This is a genomic window from Streptomyces sp. NPDC048560, assembly GCF_040650955.1.
Lineage (GTDB): Bacteria > Actinomycetota > Actinomycetes > Streptomycetales > Streptomycetaceae > Streptomyces.
Genome location: NZ_JBEZIJ010000004.1, coordinates 343030 through 362663, shown reverse-complemented (window position 1 = coordinate 362663; position 19634 = coordinate 343030). Strand labels below are relative to the sequence as shown.

16 protein-coding genes and 2 pseudogenes are annotated in these 19634 nt (G+C 71.6%); 12 read left to right on the top strand and 6 right to left on the bottom strand.

Annotated features, from left to right (window positions below; all coding sequences use genetic code 11):
- Positions 1-13: 13 nt before the first annotated feature.
- A complete protein-coding gene (locus AB0C82_RS14430; RefSeq protein ID WP_362840662.1) occupies positions 14-445 on the bottom strand; it encodes an ASCH domain-containing protein in 432 nt (143 codons plus the stop codon).
- Positions 446-647: 202 nt separating this feature from the next.
- Here AB0C82_RS14430 and AB0C82_RS14425 point away from each other — a divergent pair, with 202 nt between their 5' ends.
- The 3 genes and pseudogenes from AB0C82_RS14425 to AB0C82_RS14415 form a co-directional block, all read left to right on the top strand.
- On the top strand, positions 648-1634 hold the full coding sequence (locus AB0C82_RS14425; protein WP_362840659.1) for a hypothetical protein: 987 nt from the start codon (positions 648-650) through the stop codon (positions 1632-1634).
- Positions 1635-1669: 35 nt separating this feature from the next.
- Complete coding sequence (locus AB0C82_RS14420; RefSeq protein ID WP_362840656.1) at positions 1670-3247, top strand: APC family permease; 1578 nt, start codon at positions 1670-1672, stop codon at positions 3245-3247.
- Positions 3248-3417: 170 nt separating this feature from the next.
- Positions 3418-3552, top strand: a pseudogene (locus AB0C82_RS14415) (formate dehydrogenase); the annotation flags it as partial.
- Here AB0C82_RS14415 and AB0C82_RS14410 read toward each other — a convergent pair.
- Together AB0C82_RS14410 and AB0C82_RS14405 are read right to left on the bottom strand one after the other, a co-directional pair.
- Positions 3553-4950 (bottom strand): gluconate:H+ symporter, encoded by a 1398-nt coding sequence (locus AB0C82_RS14410; protein WP_362840653.1) that lies wholly within the window; start codon positions 4948-4950, stop codon positions 3553-3555.
- Positions 4947-5471 (bottom strand): gluconokinase, encoded by a 525-nt coding sequence (locus AB0C82_RS14405; RefSeq protein ID WP_362840650.1) that lies wholly within the window; start codon positions 5469-5471, stop codon positions 4947-4949. Before AB0C82_RS14405 ends, AB0C82_RS14410 begins: the two co-directional genes overlap by 4 nt.
- A gap of 131 nt (positions 5472-5602) precedes the next feature.
- Here AB0C82_RS14405 and AB0C82_RS14400 point away from each other — a divergent pair, with 131 nt between their 5' ends.
- Positions 5603-6304, top strand: a complete 702-nt coding sequence (locus AB0C82_RS14400; RefSeq protein WP_362840647.1) for an FCD domain-containing protein — start codon at positions 5603-5605, stop codon at positions 6302-6304.
- A gap of 263 nt (positions 6305-6567) precedes the next feature.
- Here AB0C82_RS14400 and AB0C82_RS14395 read toward each other — a convergent pair whose 3' ends face one another.
- Complete coding sequence (locus AB0C82_RS14395) at positions 6568-7299, bottom strand: TetR/AcrR family transcriptional regulator (RefSeq protein WP_362840643.1); 732 nt, start codon at positions 7297-7299, stop codon at positions 6568-6570.
- A 101-nt stretch (positions 7300-7400) separates the two neighbouring features.
- On the opposite strand from AB0C82_RS14395, the gene AB0C82_RS14390 reads away from it, so the two are divergent.
- From AB0C82_RS14390 to AB0C82_RS14375, 4 genes are all read left to right on the top strand, one after another.
- Positions 7401-8915, top strand: a complete 1515-nt coding sequence (locus AB0C82_RS14390; protein WP_362840642.1) for an APC family permease — start codon at positions 7401-7403, stop codon at positions 8913-8915.
- A gap of 143 nt (positions 8916-9058) precedes the next feature.
- Entirely contained in the window at positions 9059-10702 is a 1644-nt protein-coding gene (locus AB0C82_RS14385) for an amidohydrolase (RefSeq protein WP_362840641.1), read from the top strand.
- 116 nt (positions 10703-10818) lie between these two features.
- A complete protein-coding gene (locus AB0C82_RS14380) occupies positions 10819-11904 on the top strand; it encodes an S-(hydroxymethyl)mycothiol dehydrogenase (protein ID WP_362840638.1) in 1086 nt (361 codons plus the stop codon).
- Positions 11904-12533, top strand: a complete 630-nt coding sequence (locus tag AB0C82_RS14375) for an MBL fold metallo-hydrolase (RefSeq protein ID WP_362840635.1) — start codon at positions 11904-11906, stop codon at positions 12531-12533. Before AB0C82_RS14380 ends, AB0C82_RS14375 begins: the two co-directional genes overlap by 1 nt.
- A gap of 39 nt (positions 12534-12572) precedes the next feature.
- Here AB0C82_RS14375 and AB0C82_RS14370 read toward each other — a convergent pair whose 3' ends face one another.
- Both AB0C82_RS14370 and AB0C82_RS14365 read right to left on the bottom strand, forming a co-directional pair.
- Positions 12573-13511, bottom strand: a complete 939-nt coding sequence (locus tag AB0C82_RS14370) for an RluA family pseudouridine synthase (RefSeq protein ID WP_362840632.1) — start codon at positions 13509-13511, stop codon at positions 12573-12575.
- A 262-nt stretch (positions 13512-13773) separates the two neighbouring features.
- Positions 13774-15705, bottom strand: coding sequence for a rhamnogalacturonan lyase (locus tag AB0C82_RS14365; protein WP_362840629.1), 1932 nt, complete (start codon positions 15703-15705; stop codon positions 13774-13776).
- A 228-nt stretch (positions 15706-15933) separates the two neighbouring features.
- Here AB0C82_RS14365 and AB0C82_RS14360 point away from each other — a divergent pair, with 228 nt between their 5' ends.
- The 4 genes and pseudogenes from AB0C82_RS14360 (at position 15934) to AB0C82_RS14345 (ending at position 19556) form a co-directional block, all read left to right on the top strand.
- On the top strand, positions 15934-16482 hold the full coding sequence (locus tag AB0C82_RS14360) for a SigE family RNA polymerase sigma factor (protein WP_362841006.1): 549 nt from the start codon (positions 15934-15936) through the stop codon (positions 16480-16482).
- Complete coding sequence (locus tag AB0C82_RS14355) at positions 16479-17306, top strand: hypothetical protein (RefSeq protein ID WP_362840626.1); 828 nt, start codon at positions 16479-16481, stop codon at positions 17304-17306. The genes AB0C82_RS14360 and AB0C82_RS14355 overlap by 4 nt, the downstream gene beginning before the upstream one ends.
- Positions 17307-17422: 116 nt before the next feature.
- Complete coding sequence (locus AB0C82_RS14350) at positions 17423-18262, top strand: pectate lyase (RefSeq protein WP_362840623.1); 840 nt, start codon at positions 17423-17425, stop codon at positions 18260-18262.
- Positions 18263-18507: 245 nt separating this feature from the next.
- Positions 18508-19556: pseudogene (locus AB0C82_RS14345) on the top strand (rhamnogalacturonan acetylesterase).
- Positions 19557-19634 lie beyond the last annotated feature (78 nt).

The following is a 19634-nucleotide window of genomic DNA, read 5'->3' as shown; positions in this document are numbered from 1 at the left end:
AACCACCCAGCCGTCACCGGGGATCCAGCACCTCCACCACCCGGAACCGCTCGGCCACGATCATCGTGTCGTCGTCGACCGTGAAGTCCGGGTCGCCGAGCGCGTCCCGCATCTCCTCGCTGTGCCAGAACCGTTCGTGCGAGGCGCGCCACTCCGCGACCGTCGTGTACCCCTCGCCCTCGTCGACCGCGTGCTGGAGCCCCACGTCGCCGAGCCGGAGCACCTGGACGTCCGTCAGCTCCACCACGGCGACCTCCCGGCCGTCCGAGTCGATCAGCGCCGACCGTTCGCCGACGGGCGGCAACTCCTCCTTCTCCACCTCGTATTCGGCCAGCAGGCCGGACGTGGACACCTTCGCACCGGCGAGCACCGCGGCCACCAGCTGGTCGCGCAGCGGCCCCGGGAAGACGAAGAGGAGCGGTTTGAGAGGTTCGCGATTCTCCATGGCGCCAGTGTGGCACGCGTCACTCCAGGTGCCCCCGGTGCCCGTGGTGAGCTGCACGAACCTCTCCCAAGTGGGACGCCTCGGGCCAACTGAGGCGTAAGTGAGCGGAGTTGGAGAAGGCCGCCCCTTGACTCGGAGCGTTGCCTGCCGCTTTGCTGTGCGCGATCATTTGCTCGCACATCGCGTCGAAAGAAGTCTGCGGATGTCCCCGCCTCCGCCGCCCCTGGGCCGCTCCCGCCGCAAGGGCGGGCGCCCGGACCACCCGTTCGACCCGGCTCTCGACGACAGCGAACTCATCGACGTGCGCGGCCAGTTCGAACAGGGCCGGTGGGCCAGGGTGCGCACGCTCCTGGCCGCCACGGGAACCGACTGGGACCGCAGGGGCCACCGCGTCGTCGCACTCGCCGCCGCGTCCTCCGCGTACGGCTGGGCCGAGGACTGGCTCCTCGCCGAACCCGACAGCGCCGACGCCGCCACCCTCCTCGCGTGCGCCGCTGTCGCCCGCGCCCTGGGCCCGAAGGCGTCGGCCGGAGCGCCCGGCCTGGCCCGCGAGGCCTGCCTCACCGCGACCAGGCTCGACCCCGCGGACCCGACGCCGTGGCTCGCCCTGCTCATGCTCGACGGTGCCCGCGGCTCCCAGGGGGAGGAGGGCGCGCGGGAAGAGGCGGCCCGGCACTTCGAGGAGATCCGCGCCCGCCACCCCGAGCACCACCACGCGCACCACCTGATGACCGCGCAGCTGGCCGAGAGCCACCCCGAGAGCGGCCAGGACCCCCTGCACGAGGTCTACGACTTCGCCGCCTGGGCAGCCGAACAGGCACCCGCCGACTCCCCCCTCGCCGTGCTCCCCGTCGTCGCGCATGCCGAGCGCTACCGCGTCCTCGTCGCCGCGGGCAGCGAGTCCGCCGACCCTGCGGGCTCCGGGCACTGGTCGGGACGGCGGGCCAGACAGGTCATGAAGGCCGCCTTCGACTGGTGGCTGGAATGGGAGCGCGAGGACCACCCCCGCCACCGCGCCGACCTCAACTTCCTCGCCCACGCCAAGGTGTGCGAAGGGCGGCCGGCCGAGGCCGCTGCCCTCTTCCACCGCATCGGCCCGCACCTCACCGAGGCTCCCTGGTCGTACTCCGGGCGGGACCCGTACCCCGAATACCTCGCCGCGCGCCGCTACGCGCTCGGTTCCTCCTGACCCGTACCGCACCCAACGAAGGGACCAACCCCGCCATGTCGACGGGCAGTTCAGACACCAGACGGGCCGGTGCCGCGAAGGCGACCGGCGACACCGGCGGGATCAGCACCTACAAGGGCGAGGAACGCGCACTGCGGGCGGACCGGCTCGGCACCCCGGGTCTGCTGCTCTCCGTCCTCGCCGCCAGCGCCCCGCTGATGGTCGTGGCCGGTGTGATGCCCACGGTCTTCGGCGTGATGGGCATCGTGGGCCAGCCCCTGCTCTACGTCATACTCGGCATCGTCCTCATGCTGTTCAGCGTCGGCTACGCGGAGATGAGCCGGCACGTGCACAACGCCGGCGCCTTCTACGCGTACATCGCCCGCGGGCTCGGCCCGACGGCCGGTGCGGGTGCCTCGCTCGTCGCCCTGGTCGCGTACAGCGCCATGCAGGTCGGCATCTACGGCATCCTCGGTTTCGAGGTCTCCGGTCTCTTCGCCGCCTACCTCGACATCGAGATCACCTGGTGGATGCCGGCGCTCGTCGCCGTCGTGGTCGTCGGCGCCCTCGGCTGGCTCAAGATCGACCTCAACGCCAAGGTGCTCGGCGTGCTGCTGGTCGTCGAATGCGCCCTCGTCGTCATCTTCGACATCGCGGCCGTCAGCCGGCCGGGCCCCGAGGGTCTGTCCGTGGCCGCGTTCAACCCCGACACGCTCACCGGGGCGGGTCTGGGCACCGCGCTCTGCTTCTGCATCGCGGCGTTCGTGGGCTTCGAGCAGGCCCCCGTGTACGCCGAGGAGACCAGCCGCCCGCAGATCGTCGTGTCGCGCGTGATGTTCCTCGCCGTGGGCTACGCCGCCCTGTTGCTCGCCGTCAGCTCCTGGGCGGTGACCGTCGCCACCGGCCCCGGCTCCGTCGCGGACACCTCGCTGAAGGAGGGCCCGGGGATGCTCTTCGGGCTCACCGAGGACCGGCTCGGCGCCACGTTCACGGACGTGCTCCACGTCCTCTTCGTCACCGGCATGTTCGCCGCGCTCCTCAGCTTCCACAACGTCGTCGCCCGCTACGCGTTCGCGATGGGCCGGGAGGGCCTGCTGCCCGCCGCCTTCGGCCGTACGAACAAGACCAGCGGCGCCCCCGCCACCGGTTCGCTCCTCCAGTCCGGGCTCTCCCTCGTCATCGTGCTGGCCTTCGCCCTCACGGACGACTACCCGGTCGGCGACCCCACCGTCCCGGTGCTGCGGCTGTTCACCTGGATGGGCAACGTCGGCGCGCTCGGCGTCATCCTGCTGATGGCCGCCGCCGCATTCGCCGTCATCGCCTTCTTCGTGCGGCGCGGCGCGGGCCGGGCGCAGGCGCCCCGCCTGGTCGCCTCGGGGCTGGCCGGCCTCGCCCTGCTGGCCATCGCCTTCCTCACCGTCCGGGACTTCGACGTGCTGGTCGGCTCCGGCCCCGGCTCGTCCCTGACCTGGCTGCTGCCCGGCATCATCGGCGCCGCGCTGGTCGTCGGCCTGGTGTACGGAGCGGTGCTGCGCTCCACCAGGCCCGAGGTGCACGCCAGGATCGGTCTCGGCAACGAGGCGTTCCAGCTGGAGAAGGCCGCCGAGGCGGAGTCCGGCGCCGCCGCGCGCTGAGCGGGCTGCCCGCCCACCGGTGACGAACACCCGCGGCCCCTGGTGACAGGAGGCCGCGGGTGTTCTGTCGGGTGCGTGAACAGCCGCCCTGCCGATGCCGAAGGCCCGCGCGCCGGACGCCGCCCGCTCCTGGCCGTGTTCGGCGCGGGCACGACCGGCCGGCCCCGGCGATCGGCGTCCGGCTCGCCGCGCACATGGCGATGGCGCTCGCCGATCCGGAGGCACACCGAGGAATGCGCACCGGGTCGGTCGAGCGCCATCGGGCCCGCCGTCGGCACCCGCGTAGGCGGGAGCCGGAGGAGTGACTACAGCACGAGCGACAGCAGCATGATGAAGCCCAGGGCGACGACGGAGATGATGGTCTCCATCACCGACCAGGTCTTGACCGTCTGGCCGACGTCCATGCCGAAGTACTCCTTCACCAGCCAGAAGCCCGCGTCGTTCACGTGGCTGAAGAAGAGCGAACCGGCACCCACGGCGAGGACGAGCAGGGCCGCGTGGGAGGTCGACATGTCGGCCGCCAGCGGGGCGACCAGACCTGCCGCCGAGATGGTGGCCACCGTGGCCGAGCCGGTCGCGAGGCGGATGGCGACGGCGATCAGCCAGCCGAGCAGCAGGGCCGGGATCGACCAGTTCTCGGAGAACTCCAGGATCATCTGGCCGACGCCCGCGTCGATCAGGGTGGTCTTGAAGCCGCCGCCCGCACCGACGATGAGCAGCACACCGGCGATCGGCGCGAGGGACTTCTCGACGGTGGTGGAGAGCCGTTCCTTGGTGAATCCGGCGGCCCGGCCGAGCGTGAACATTCCGAGGATCACGGCGGCGAGGAGAGCGATGAGCGGCGAGCCGATCACGTCGGTGACGCGCTGGACGTGGTTCTCGGGGTTGTCCACGACGATGTCGACGAAGGCCTTGACCAGCATCAGCACGACGGGCAGCAGGACGGTCGTCAGCGTGGCGCCGAAGCCCGGACGCCGCTCCAGGTCCTCGGAGGGACGCTGCGGGATCATCTTCTCGGGCGCCTGGATGTCGACCCAGCGGGCCGCGTATCGGGAGAAGACCGGGCCCGCGATGATCACGGTGGGGATCGCGACGAGGACACCCAGCGCCAGCGTGACGCCCAGGTTGGCGTCCAGCGCGTCGATGGCCACGAGCGGACCGGGGTGCGGCGGTATCAGTCCGTGCATCACCGAGAGTCCGGCGAGCGCCGGGATCCCGATGCGCATCAGGGAGTAGTTGCCGCGCTTGGCGACCAGCAGCACCACCGGGATCAGCAGCACGATGCCGACCTCGAAGAACAGCGGCAGGCCGATGATCGAGGCGATGAGCACCATCGCCCAGGGCATGGCGCGCCCGCCGGCCTTGGCGAGGATCGTGTCGACGATCTCGTCGGCGCCGCCCGAATCGGCGAGCAGCTTGCCCAGGATCGCGCCGAGCGCGATGAGGACACCGACACTGGCCACGGTCGAGCCGAGGCCGGCGGAGAAACTGGTGATCGTCTTGTCCAGCGGAGCCCCGGCGAAGGCGCCGAGCGCCAGCGAGCCGATGGTCAGCGCCAGGAAGGCGTGCACCTTGAACTTGGTGATGAGCACAACGATGACGGCTATGCCCGCCAGTACTGCGATGCCCAACTGAGCGTTGCCTGCCGAAGTGATGGGTTCGACGGCGTCCGCTGCCAGCATCTCGACGCTGAGACCGGTCACGGTGTTGATCCTTGGTTCTCGAGCCGGCGCAGCGCGCCGACGGCTCGTGCGGAAATTTCTTCGGGAGTGCCGGACACGTCGACCGCGACGCCCGTCTCGTCCTCCTGCAGCGGCTGCAGGGTGGCGAACTGGGAGTCGAGGAGCGCGGTCGGCATGAAGTGGCCCTTGCGGTCCGCCATCCGGCGCTCTATGAGCTGCCGGTCACCTGTCAGGTGGAGGAAGACGACACCTGGGGCCCCGGCCCGCAGACGGTCGCGGTAGGAGCGCTTGAGCGCAGAGCTGCTGACGACGCCACCGAGTCCTGCCCGCCCGTGCGCCCACTGTCCGATCGCGTCGAGCCAGGGCCAACGGTCCGAGTCGTCCAGCGGGGTACCGGCCGACATCTTGGCGATGTTCGCCGCGGGATGGAAGTCGTCGCCCTCGGCGTACGGGACGCCCAGTCCGGCGGCGAGCAGAGGGCCGATCGTGGTCTTGCCGGTCCCTGCTACGCCCATCACCACAACGACGTGGGGGGTGCTCATTGGTGCCTCGCTGTCTTCTTCGACATCGGTCCGTCGCGCTACTGAAACCTATTACGTACGACTTATTCAAGAGGCTGTGACATAAACGTCGTACTTTTTGTTCCGGAAGTGCGCGCCGTAGTCTTGTGGCCATGACCACACAGGGCCAGGGGCTGCATACGCACGTGCTGGACGCCCTGGGTCTGGAGATCGCCGCGGGCGATTTCCCGCCCGGCAGCGTGCTGCGTACCGACGAGCTGGCCCAGCGCTTCGAGGTCTCCCGCACGGTCGTACGCGAAGTGGTCCGCGTCCTGGAATCGATGCACCTCGTCGAGTCGCGGCGCCGGGTCGGCGTGACCGTACGGCCCACCGAGGCGTGGAACGTCTACGACCCGCAGGTCATCCGGTGGCGGCTCGCGGGCTCCGACCGCCCGCGCCAGCTGCGGTCGCTCACGGTGCTGCGCTCGGCGATCGAACCGGTCGCCGCGGGCCTGGCCGCCACGCACGCCACGCCGGAACAGTGCGCCGCGCTCACGGAGTGCGCGCTCGGCATGGTCGCCACCTCGCGCGGCCAGCAGCTGGAGGGCTACCTGCGGCACGACATCGCGTTCCACCGGATCGTGCTCAACGCCTCCGGCAACGAGATGTTCGCGCGGCTCGGCGACGTGGTGGCCGAGGTCCTGGCCGGCCGCACCCACCACCAGGTCATGTTCGAGGACCCGGACCCGGCCGCCGTCACCCTGCACGTCCGGCTGGCCGAAGCGGTCCGCGAGGGCGACGCTGCGGGCGCGGAACGCCTGACGAAGGAGATCGCGGTGGGCGCCCTCCACGAGCTGGACGTACTGGCCCCGTAGCCCCGTAGCCCCGTAGCCCCGTAGCCCCGTAGCCCCGTAGCCCCGGGGCGGACGGGGGGACAGGGGGACGGGCAGGCCGGCACCGGTCTGACGCCCGGACCGGGCCTGGCGCCTGACGTCCGGCAACGGCCTGAGCGCCGGACTCCCGGTACCCGCCCCGCGCTGAGCGCCGTACTCCCGATACCTGCCCTGCCCTGCGCCCCGCGCTGAGCGCCGGACGCCCCGCCCTTACCGCCCCCGCCCTTACCGCCCTGCCCCCGCGCCTACTCCGCCCCGCCCGCCACACCCCGCACATGCGCCAGCCGCCCCGCGGCCGCCGCCAGCACCATCTCCAGCGCCGCCGGATACCCGCTGCGGCTCATCTCAGCGACCAGCACCCCCGCCGTGGCGGCGATATGGGGATGCGTCTCCGACGGCACCCGTGCGTAGGTCTCGTGCCACGTCCGCTCCTCCAGCTCCCGGGCCCGCGCCGGCAGCACCAGGGTCGACGCGTCCAGCGCGGCGAACGACAACGTCTGGTCGACGAACACGTGGTAGATGCGCACCGCCTCCGCGTCCGGGAACCCGGCCCCGCGCAGTACCCCGAGGATCGCGTCCACCGACCGGAGCTCGTGCGTCCGCCCGGTCACCCGCGCGCAGGCCAGCATCGCCGCCTGCGGATGCGTCATGTAGTCCGCGTGCATCCTCAGCCCCAGGGCCCGGAGATCCGCGCGCCAGTCCCCGGTGGGACGCCAGCAGTTGAGCGTACGGCCGATCAACTCGTCCGCCACCGCCAGCAACAGCTCGTCCGTGTCCCTGAAGTACCGGTAGACGGCACTGGGATCACACCCCAGTGCCGCGCCGAGCCGCCGTACGGTCAGCGCCGCCGCCCCGTGCTCGCCGATCAGCCGCAACGTCGTCTCCACGATCAGCCGCTCGGACAGCACCGTGCCCTGCTTGGTGGGGCGCCTGCGCCGCCGCGCACCCTCCGGCACCACCCGCTCGCTCGCGTTCATGGCCCGCACCTTATGACAACAGCGTTGACGTGAGAACCCGTCGCGGAGTTCGATGTGCCGCCATCGGGGCCCGAACGGCGGCCCCCGGCGAAGGAGCGACCGTGACCGTCCCCCGCACCCCGCACGCCGGCGACCCGCCCGCCCCGCAGCCGCCGCAGGCCCTGCGCAAGAGCCTCGGCGTCGTCGACGGTGTGGCCATCGCCGCGTCCTCCACGGCCGCCACCACCAGCATCGGCATCGGTCTCGGCGTCACCGCGGGCGTCGTCGGCCTGCACCTGCCGATCATCATGCTGCTCGGGTTCCTGCCGATCCTCGGCATCGCGAGCGCGTACTCCCGGCTCAACCGGGTCGAGCCGAACATGGGCAGCGGCTACGTCTGGGTCGGCCGCTCCCTCAGCCCCTGGCTGGGCTTTCTCGTCGGCTGGATCGGCATCGCGGCCACGGTCGTCTTCCTCTCCTACACCACGACCGTCACCGGCTCCGCGCTCCTCCAGCTCGCCGGAGAGGGCGGGCTGCACCAGCTCGCCGGCCTCCGCCTCGACGCCGGCTCCACGGCTCAGGCGACCGCCCTCGGCATCGCCGTCCTGGTGGCCGTCACCTTCACGGCCGTCGTCGGCATCCGTTCTGCCGCCAACCTCCAGAAGTACCTGCTGGTCTTCGAGTACGTCGTACTCCTCGGCTTCTGCGGATACGGAATCGTCGCGGGCCCGCACCCGTTCAGCCTGGACTGGCTCAACCCGTTCACGATCCCCTCGGGGCAGCAGCTCGCCCAGGGACTCCTCCTGTCCGTCTTCTGCTACTGGGGTTTCGACTCCACGTTCAGCGTCAACGAGGAGGTCCGCGATCCCCGGGACGCCTCCCGCGCCGGGTTCATCACCCTCTTCACCATGCTCGGCCTGTTCCTGCTCGGCTCGTTCGCCTTCCAGCGGGTTCTCTCGCTCGACGAGCTGACCGGCCACGGCGCGCAGGGGCTCACCTACTTCGGTGACCGGCTCGCCGACCAGCCGCTCGCCGCGCTCCCTCTGATCGCACTCACCTTCTCCGCCGTGGCGTCCCTGCAGTCCGGGGTGATCCCCACCGTCCGCGGCATGTTCGCGATGGGCCGCGACCGTACGCTCGGCCCGCTCTGGACGAAGATCAGCCCTCGTTACGGGACCCCGGCCGCCGGGACCGTCGCGATCGGCTGCGTCGCCGCCGCCGTGGCCGTCCTCTCCCTGGTCATCCCCAAGGTCGGCGACCTCGTCCTGGCCTCCGTCAACGCGATCGGCGTCGTCGTCTCCCTCTACTACGCGCTGACCGCGCTGGCCGCCGCCTCCCGCTTCCGGGGCGCCCTGCGCGAGAGCCTTTCGGAGGCCCTGCGCGCCGTGGTCGTCCCCGTCCTGAGCGCCCTCTTCCTGCTCGGCCTCGGCGGCTATCTGTGCTGGACCTTCTACACGTCCGCCGACCACTTCGAAGTCAGCCCGGACAACGGCTGGTTCATGCTCCTCTGTCCCGCGGTGATGCTGCTGACCGGCATCGCCGCAGCCGCCTGGGCCAAGTGGGTGAGGAAGTCCCCGTACTTCGTCACCGGCCGCTCCACCGCGCCGGCCGACGCGCACATCGTCGAAGCGGCCTGACGGCTCACCGCCGCCATCCCGGCACGAAGCCCCCACCCGTAAGCCCCGGACCGATCCCCCTCACGGACGACCCGCCCGCAACCCCCGCACGAAGCGGAAGACCCCGCCCGAAGACCCCGCACGGAACGGAAACGCCACCACTCATGCACCACGCACCCGCCGACCTCGTATTCACCGGCGGCCCCGTCCTCACCATGGACGCCGCCCGCACCCGTGCCACCACGCTCGCCGTCACCGGCGACCGCATCACCGCCGTCGGCCACGACGAGGTCCGCGAGCTGATCGGACCGAAGACCGAGGTCGTCGACCTCGCCGGACGGCTGCTCGTCCCCGGCTTCCAGGACGCCCACGTCCACCCGGTCGGCGCCGGCCTCGAACTCGCCCAGTGCGACCTCACAGAATGCCGTGAGGCAACGGACACCCTGGCCGCCGTACGCACCTACGCCGCAGCCCACCCAGACCGCGAGTGGATCACGGGCGGTGGCTGGTCCATGGAAGCCTTCGAAGGCGGCGCGCCCACCCGCGGTCTGCTCGACGCCGTCGTGCCCGACCGGCCCGTCTACCTCGTCAACCGCGACCACCACGGCGCCTGGGTCAACACCAGGGCCCTGGAACTCGCCGGCCTCACCCGGGACACCCCCGAACCCGCCGACGGCCGCATCGAGCGCGACGAACGCGGTGAGCCCACCGGCCTCCTCCAGGAGGGGGCCATGGACCTGGTCGCCCGCCTCACTCCCCGGTCCACCCCCGCCGACCGCCTCGCCGCGCTGCTGCGCGCCCAGCGGATACTCCACTCCTACGGCATCACCGCCTGGCAGGACGCCATCGTCGGCTCCTTCGGCGCCATGGACGATCCCGCCGACGCCTACGTCACCGCCGCCCGCGACGGATCGCTCACCGCCCGCGTGGCCGGCGCCCTCTGGTGGGACCGCGAGCGGGGCGCCGAACAGATACCCGAACTGGTCGCCAGGCGGGCCGAGCTGAGCACCGGCCCCTTCCGGGCCGGCTCGGTCAAGATCATGCAGGACGGGGTCGCCGAGACCGGCACGGCGGCACTCCTCGCCCCGTACCTCGACGCCTGCGGCTGCGCCACCGCGAACAGCGGCACCAGCTTCGTCGACCCCGTGGAGCTGCGCCACTACGTCACCGAGCTGGACGCCCTCGGCTTCCAGGCCCACTTCCACGCCCTCGGCGACCGGGCCGTGCGTGAGGCCCTGGACGCGATCCAGGCCGCGCGCGCCGCCAACGGACGCACCGACACCCGCCCCCACCTCGCCCACCTCCAGGTCGTCCACCCCGACGACATCCCCCGGTTCCGCGAGCTCGGAGCGACGGCCAACATCCAGCCGCTGTGGGCCGCGCACGAACCGCAGATGGACGAACTGACGATCCCCTTCCTCGGTGCCGAGCGGGCCGCCCTGCAGTATCCGTTCGGCGCGCTCCTGCGGTCCGGCGCCACCGTCGCGGCGGGCAGCGACTGGCCGGTCAGCAGCGCCGACCCGCTGCAGGGAATCCACACCGCCGTCAACCGGATCACCCCCGACTCCGACGGCCCGGCCTTCCTCCCGGGCCAGCGCATCTCACTGACCGCCGCCATCGCCGCCTACACGGCGGGCTCGGCCTACGTGAACCACCTCGACGACACCGGCTCCCTGCGCGCCGGAGCACTCGCCGACCTGGTGGTCCTGGACCGGGACCCGTACGCGGGGCCGGTGGAGGAGATCGGTTCCACACGCGTCCTGCGGACCTATGCCGGCGGCCGGAAGGTCCACGACCTGGAGGACTGAAGCCCACGCACGGCCCCCGCGGGACGGCACACACCGCGGGGGCCGACGAACCGTTCCCCTGGGCGTACCGTTGTCCGTGATCGATCTTCACCAGTCGGAAACAGGGAGACCACGGTATGGCGCAGCAGGTGCAAGGAGTCATCGCACCGGGGAAGAACGAGCCGGTACGGGTGGAGACCATCGTGATCCCGGACCCCGGTCCCGGTGAGGCCGTCGTGAAGGTCCAGGCGTGCGGTGTCTGCCACACCGACCTGCACTACAAGCAGGGCGGCATCAACGACGACTTCCCGTTCCTGCTCGGCCACGAGGCCGCCGGCATCGTCGAGTCCGTCGGCGAGGGCGTCACGGACGTCGCGCCCGGCGACTTCGTCGTCCTCAACTGGCGTGCCGTGTGCGGTCAGTGCCGTGCCTGTCTGCGCGGCCGGCCCTGGTACTGCTTCGACACCCACAACGCCACACAGAGGATGACGCTCCTCGACGGCACCGAGCTGTCGCCCGCGCTGGGCATCGGCGCGTTCGCCGAGAAGACCCTCGTGGCCGCCGGACAGTGCACCAAGGTCGACCCGGAGGTCTCCCCTGCCGTCGCCGGACTCCTCGGCTGCGGCGTCATGGCGGGCATCGGCGCGGCGATCAACACCGGACAGGTCGGCCGTGGCGACTCGGTCGCCGTGATCGGCTGCGGCGGCGTGGGTGACGCCGCCGTCGTGGGCGCCCGACTGGCCGGCGCGGCGAAGATCATCGCGGTCGACATCGACGACCGGAAGCTGGAGACGGCGAAGAAGATGGGTGCCACGCACACCGTCAACTCCCGTTCCACCGACCCGGTCGAGGCGATCCGCGCCCTGACCGGAGGCAACGGCGCTGACGTCGTCATCGAGGCGGTCGGCCGCCCGGAGACGTACAAGCAGGCGTTCTACGCCCGCGACCTCGCCGGCACGGTCGTCCTCGTCGGCGTCCCCACCCCCGAGATGCAGCTCGAACTCCCGCTGCTCGACGTGTTCGGCCGCGGCGGCTCGCTCAAGTCCTCCTGGTACGGGGACTGCCTGCCCTCGCGCGACTTCCCGATGCTCGTCGACCTGCACCAGCAGGGCCGGCTCGACCTCGGCGCGTTCGTCACCGAGACCATCGGCCTCGGCGACATCGAGCAGGCGTTCGCCCGGATGCACGAGGGCGACGTCCTGCGCTCGGTGGTGGTCTTCTGATGACCGCGCGCATCGACCACCTGGTCACCTCCGGCACCTTCGCCCTCGACGGCGGGGAGTGGGACGTCGACAACAACGTCTGGATCGTCGGCGACGACACCGAGGCCGTCGTCATCGACGCCGCCCACGACGCGGCGGCCATCGAGGCGGCCCTCGAAGGACGTACGCTTCGCGCGATCATCTGCACCCACGCGCACAACGACCACATCGACGCGGCCCCGGCACTCGCCGCAGCCACCGGTGCCCCGGTCCTGCTGCACCCCGACGACCTGCCGCTGTGGAATCAGACCCACCCCGACCGCGCACCCGACGGCGAGCTCGCCGACGGTCAGGAGCTGGAGGTCGCGGGCATCCGCCTCCAGGTCCTGCACACCCCCGGTCACGCGCCGGGCGCGGTCTGCCTCTACGCCCCCGAGCTGACCACCGTCTTCACCGGGGACACCCTCTTCCAGGGCGGGCCGGGCGCCACCGGCCGGTCGTTCTCCCACTTCCCGACCATCGTCGCCTCGATCAGGGACCGGCTGCTCGCCCTCCCGGCGGAGACCACCGTCCGTACCGGACACGGCGACCCCACCACCATCGGTGCGGAGGCCCCGCACCTCCAGGAGTGGATCACCCGCGGACACTAGGCCCTTCGTTTCCGAACGAGAGGTCTGGTCCCGCGGTACTCACCGGTCCGGCCACGCGGAGAGCCGCAGCCCGCTCTCGAAGCGGCGCGGCCCGCCCGTGACCGGATCGGTGAACTCCAGCACCCGGGCCAGCAGTTGCAGGGGCCGCGCATAGTCGTCGGGCCCGCTCTCCTCCTCCACCACCGGGTAGACCGGGTCGTGGAGGAGCGGCAGCCCCAGTGCGTTCATGTGGACCCGCAGCTGATGGGTCCGCCCGGTCGCGGGCAGCAGCCGGTAGCGCCCGAGCCCCTCCCGGTGCTCCAGCAGCTCGATCCGGCTCTCGCTGTTCGGCTCGCCGGGCTCCTCCCGGGCGGCGATCACTCCCCGCTCCTTCACGATCCGGCTGCGCACGGTGCGCGGGAAAGCGAGACGCGGATCGTACGGCGCCACCGCCTCGTACTCCTTGCGCACGACCCGGTCCCGGAACATCGTCTGGTACGCACCCCGCTCCTCGGGCCGCACCACGAACAGGACGAGCCCCGCGGTCAGCCGGTCCAGCCGGTGCGCGGGCTGGAGGAGCCCGTTCCCCAGCTCGCGGCGCAGCCTCGCGACCGCGGTCTCGGTGATGTGCCGGCCGCGCGGGGTGGTGGCGAGGAAGTGCGGCTTGTCGGCGACGACGAGGTGCGCGTCCCGGTACACCACACCGACCGGGAACGGCACAGGTTCCTCCGGAGCGAAGTCCCGGTGGAACCAGAGGTGGCGGCCGGCGGTGTACGGCTCGTCGGGCCCCACCGCCGCACCGTCGGCGCCGACGAAACGCCCCTCGGCGAACATCGAGTCCACACGGTCCGCCCCGATCGCGGCCCCGAACCGCTCCAGCAGATGGTCCCGGACCGTCATGTGCCCGGCCCGCGGGTCCTCCGGCAGCCGGAGGCGCACGGGATCGATGCCGTCCCGCTGCGGCAACGGGGCGGCGGGCGGCTTCGCTCGCCCCCTCACCGGCCCGTGCCCGGGCACACGCGGTTCGGACTCCGGCCGGCTGTGGCGGTCACTGTGCTGTCCTTCTGGTGGGCGGGCGGGACGGCGGTCCCCACGCGCCCATCATCTCAACGAGCCCAGGCCCCGACGCACATCCACCGGGCACGCGCCGGTGTCCAGGCGCCCCCTTGCGCTCGACGGGGCGGTGAGGGACCTCATGCGGCGTCGTATCCACTGACAGCGTGGGTCACGACTGTGTTTCCCGCGTGGTCGAAGGTGCCCGCTACTTCGTGCCGAGGTAGTAGCTGACCTGCGGCGGCTGGTTGTATCCGGTGTTCTGCCAGGCGATCCCGAGGCGGTACACGGGGTCGCTCATCAGCGTGGGCAGCCGGAACTCGGTGGGGTGCGGGGTGGTGTAGAGCCGCAGCGCCGTGGAGTCCGTGTTGCGCCAGAGCATCTCCTCGCGCCAGTCGCCGAGGAGGTCGGCCGAGAGGGCGGGGCTGCCCTTGGTCCAGTTGTTGGACCTGGCGTCCTGGTCGTACCAGATCCGGGTCAGTTCGGTGGAGCCGGTGTACTTCAGCACCTGGGCGTAGCCGGAGCCCGCCGTGCCCGACCAGCGGTGGTCCAGGAGCTCACGGTTGGCGTCGCCGTCCCACCAGATCGCGGAGTTGTACGAGGCCCCGCCGCCGAACGCCGGGACCGCGTCGCCGATCTTCGTACCGTCGGCCGAGTGGAGCCCGCCGCCGCTCGACCAGCACTCGGCACCGGCGTGGCTCCGGGTCAGGTCCGCGCAGATACCGCGTCCCACGTCCGTGCCGGTCCTGGTGCCCCACAGGATCCGGCCGGTCCTCGCGTCATGCATCTCGTAGCCGTAGGCGGAGCCGGTGTGCTCGTGCACGTTGAAGGATTCGAGGCCCGGACGGGACGGGTCCAGGTCGCCCACGTGCACGGCGTCGCCGTGTCCGAGCCCGGTGGTCCACAGCCCGTTCCCGTTGTCGTCCACGGCCATGGCGCCGTAGACGATCTCGTCCCTGCCGTCCGCGTCCACGTCGGCGACCGCGAGGTTGTGGTTGCCCTGCTGGTCGTAGCCCTTCCCGGCGTTGGTGGAGCTGTTGGTGTCGAACGTCCAGCGGCGGCTGAGGCCGGTGCCGTTCCAGTCGTACGCGGCCACGGCTATGCGCTCGTAGATCCCCCGGCTGAAGATCATGCTGGGCGACGCCCCGTCGAGGTACGCGGTCGCGGAGAGTAGCCGTCCTTCCCGGTTGCCCCAGGTGTCCCCCCAGTCCGAGACGGCGCCCCGGGCGGGCTGGAAGGGTACGGAGTCCATCACCCTGCCGGTCCGGCCGTTGAAGACGGACAGGTACTCGGGGCCGCTCAGCACCGCGCAGTTCGCGGCGAGGTGCGAGGCCGACGCGTCTCCGATGACGGTGCCCGCGGAGTCCCTGGAGCCGTCCGAGGTGCGCACGGCCATCTCGGCCGTGCCGTCGCCGTCGTAGTCGTACACCTGGAAGGAGTCGTAGTGCGAGCCGCTGCGTACGTTCGTCCCGAGGTCGACGCGCCACAGCCGCTCACCGCTCAGCTCGTACGCGTCATAGAGCGTGGGCCCCGTGCACGTACCGGAGTTGGCCACGTCGGTGGCATTGGACGGCGCCCACTTCAGCACCAGCTCGTACGTTCCGTCGCCGTCCAGGTCCGCGGTGGAGGCGTCGTTGGCCGAGTAGGTGTAGGAGACGCCGTCCCGCGTGGTTCCGCCCGCAGGCTTGTCGAGGGGGATGTCGAGACGGCCCGAGGCCCAGACCCCCGCCTTTTCGCCGGGCTGCTCGACGCCGTTCACGAGGGCGCGGATCTCGTACGAGGAGCCTGAACTCCCTTCGGTGTCGAGGAAGTTGGTCCTGCCGGTCTGCGCGATCAGTGTGGAGTCGCGGAACAGCCTGAAGGACACGCTCTCCGTGTCACCGCCCAGCATCCGCCAGGTGACCAGCACTCCACCGCTCGCGGGCACGGCGACCAGGCCGCGGTCCAGCTCCTCGGCCACGCGCGCGGCGGCCAGTGCCGCGGTGGCCCTGTTGGCGGGCGCGGAGAGCTCCTGCGCCGCACCGGTCGACTGGCCGACCGTCAGGACGCCCGCGGTCACGGTGAGCGCGGCGGCGAGCGCACCACCGGCGACCATGCGGCCGCGGCGGCGACGGTGTCGGGCGCGGGCGGATCGGGACATGGTGACCTCGTCGTCATCGTCGTCATCGTTGTGGGGGACCGGTACGTCCCCTGGTCGCCGCCGGCGCCGGGAAGGTTGCCGCCCGCACGGAGTCCGTGGCCGGCGGAAAGCCGGGCGCCGCAGGTCGTTTGACCTCTTGTGGGCACGCCTCTATCGTTCGGCGTTCGGCACTCCAGATGTTGTACGAAATTACGAACAATGCGTTTCGGGTCGGTGAGCGAGGTGCCCATGTGTGCGGCCGTGGATGACGCGACCAGGGAGTTCGACGCCTTCTTCGAGGCGCATTTCGCCGAACTCTCGCGCCTGGCCCACCTGCTGACCGGTGACGCGGCCGGGGCCGACGACCTGGCGGCGGACGCCCTGCTCGCGCTCTGGCGGCGCTGGGACCGGATGCGCGCCGCCGAGTATCCGGTCGCCTACGCCCGTGGCGTGGTGGCCAACATGGCACGCAGCCGTATCCGCGGCGCGGTGCGCGAGCGAAGACGGATCACGCTGTTCTGGTCGAGCCAGAGCGAGGTGACGGACGGCCCGGACGTGCCCGGCGTGATCGACGTCCAGGAGGCTCTGCGCAGACTCCCGTTCCGTAAGCGCGCGTGTGTGGTGCTGCGGCACGCGTTCGATCTCTCCGAGAAGGACACGGCCCTCGCCCTGGGCGTCTCGGTGGGCACGGTGAAGAGCCAGACGTCGAAGGGGATGGCAGAACTGCAGCGTCAGTTGACACCACTTCCCGGAGTGGAACGGGTACGGGCCGCGGCCCCGGGAGGGAGGACGGCATGAGGGACGACGAACTGCGGCGCCGGTTGCGCGGCACCGCGCATACGCACAGGCCAGACCGGGAGCGTATGCGTGTCCGCGTGGAGCGGGGCATGGTCGGGCACGAGGCGGCACCCACGCACCCGGCCCCCGGGCCGGCGATGTCCTGGCTGCGCGTCGTGAGCGCGACGGCGTCCGTGGCCGGCGTCTTCGCCGTCGGAGGGTACGCGGTCGCCTCCTCCGTGAACGAGGAGGACCCGCTCCCGCAGAGCGTGGTGACGGCCTCCGCCCCCGTCGCCGCACCCACCACCCCGCCGGCGGCCCCGGAACCGCTCCGCACGTCCGCGTCACCCACCCCGTCCGCACCGCGGCCGACCGGCACGCCCGCCACGAAGCGCCCGTCCGGCCCGCAGAGGAACGAGCCGTCCCGGAGTCCGGCGGCAGAGGCGGACCTGCTGTGGGCGGACGGCTCGATCGACCCGGGCAGCAGCGTCCACTGGGCGCAGAGCAACGTCACCGTGAAGGCGAGGAAACCGCTGAACTCCCTCACCGTCGAACTGCGCGTCGCCCTGACCGCCGAGGTCGCGGACACCGGCAGCTGGCGCTCGCTGCCCGCGGACGACTTCGACGTATCGGTGTCCGAGGACGGCGGCTTCCTCGTCTACCGGTGGACCCTCAGGGCGGGCCGCACCGTCCCCGTCGGCGCACACGTCTTCGCGGGGCAGTACGACCACGCCCAGGGGCAGCGGAACGCCTACGGCGACGAGTACACCGTCGAGGCGGGCGCCTCGGGGTCCCCGGGGGAACGGGACGACTGGCGGGGCGACTTCGCACCGTCCTCGGACTGAGGTTCCGGGGGCTCCGGGGCCTGCGCCAGGAATCTCTCGATTCCGCGGCAACCCCGGGCCGGGCGGCGGCGACCAGAGAACGAAAGGTCACCCCCACACCCCGAGGAATGGAACACATGAGTCAACTCAGTGGACGCTCCGAACTGCGCAAGGGCCGCAAGCGGCGCCTGACGCGGCGCCGCGCCATCGGCGCGCTGACCGCCGCGGTCGGACTCACCGGCGCCGCCGTCGCCACCAACGTCATGCTGTCGCCGGCCGGTGCCGCCGCTGCCTGGCCCACTCCCAAGGGCACGCAGGCGGTGTCCGCCACCATCGAGGTGTCGGGCACCTACGACGGCGGCCTCAAGCGGTTCCACGGCAGCGGAGAACTGGGCGGCGACGGCCAGGACGAGGGCCAGGACCCCATATTCAAGCTGAAGGACGGCGCCGTCCTGAAGAACGTCGTCATCGGCTCCCCGGCCGCGGACGGCATCCACTGCGCGGGCAGCTGCACGCTGCAGAACGTCTGGTGGGAGGACGTCGGCGAGGACGCCGCTACCTTCAAGGGCAAGTCCGCGAGCTCCGTGTACACGGTGTACGGCGGTGGCGCCAGGAAGGCGTCCGACAAGGTCTTCCAGTTCAACGGAGCCGGCAAGCTCGTCATCACCAAGTTCCAGGTTTCGGAGTTCGGCAAGCTGGTCCGCTCCTGCGGCAACTGCTCGACGCAGTACAAGCGGACGATCATCGTGAACGACGTCGACATCACCGCTCCCGGCAAGTCGATCGCCGGTATCAACACCAACTACGGAGACACCGCGGCGCTGCGCAACATCCGCATCCACGGCGACAGCGGCAAGAAGATCTCCACCTGTGACCGGTTTACCGGCAACAACACGGGTGCCGAGCCGCCGAAGACGGGCACGGGCCCCGACGGTACCTTCTGCCGCTTCACGGCCGCCGACATCACCTACCGGTAGCCGCGACGACGCGCGCGCCCCCGCCGGCCCGGTCCGGCGGGGGCGCCGCTGTGCGCGCCGCTCAGCTCCCGGGGGAGCCGATCGTGCCGCTGGCCGTGGTCAGGGAGTGGGTTGCCCGGCACGAGCCCGGCCAACCGGGACGTCTTCAGGCCGACCCGTAGATAGCGCTTACCGAGTCGTCGTACGGTCCTACGGCTGAATCCATTCAATCCGTCCTGCCGACGTTCGACCCGAGGAGTCTCCCCATGCGCCGAGCCGCAACCGTCCTGTTGGCCGCCTGCACCACCGCCGCCGCCCTGACCGCTCTGACCGCGGCCCCCGCGCGGGCCGACGGCGACCCGGCAGGCCTCGGTCACTGCGCGGGAACCGCGCCGGTCGTCTGCCACTTCGACGTCACCCCCGGCACCTATCGCGTGACGGCCCTGCTCGGCGGTGGCGCGGGCGCGGGCTCCACGGGCGTCACCGCCGAGACACGCAGAACCATGCTCGCCGAGACCCCCAACGACCCCGGCCGCACCGTGCGCCGCAGCTTCACCGTGGACGTACGCGACCCGGAGGGCGAGCCCACCGGAGCCACCGGAACCCCCGGCCTCGACCTCACCTTCGGCGGCGCGGCCCCACAGCTGGCCGCCCTCCGCGTCACCCCGGTCCGTACACCCGAGATCCTCCTCGCGGGCGACTCCACGGTCTGCGACCAGCCCGGCGACCCCTACTCCGGCTGGGGCAGCAGCTTCCCCAGTACCTCACCGACCGGCTGACCGTCGCCAACCACTCCGACTCCGGGGAGGGCTCGCAGTCCTTCCGCGACAACCCGGTCCTCTTCCCCGCCCTGCGGTCCCGGACCGACCACGGCGACCTGGTCCTGATCCAGCTCGCCCACAACGACAAGCAGACCGATCGCGACACCTACCGCGCCAATCTCACGGCCATGATCGAAGGGGTACGCGCGGAGGGCGGGGAACCCGTCCTCGTCACGCCGATCGTCCGCCGCTGGTTCAACGCGGACGGCACCCTCGACAACGGCACCGCGCTCCTCGTCAACGGCCTGGGGGTGGACCTGCCCGCCGAGATGCGCACCCTCGCCCGGGAGCAGGGTGCCCCGCTCATCGACCTCACCGCCCTGACCAGGGCCCGGGTCGAGGAACTCGGCCCCGAGGGCTCCAAGGCGCTCTACCTCTACAACGAGAAGCGCGACAACACCCACACCTCGGCGCGCGGGGCCGCCGAGTACGCCGCACTCGTCCTGGCCGAACTCCGTACCCAGGGCCTCGTCGCCCCACGCGCCGTCCGCTGACGCCCGGCGCGGCCCTTCCGGCCGGTGGGTCCCGTACCCCGTGAACGACGAATGACCGGGAGCCTGGGGCTCTCCGGT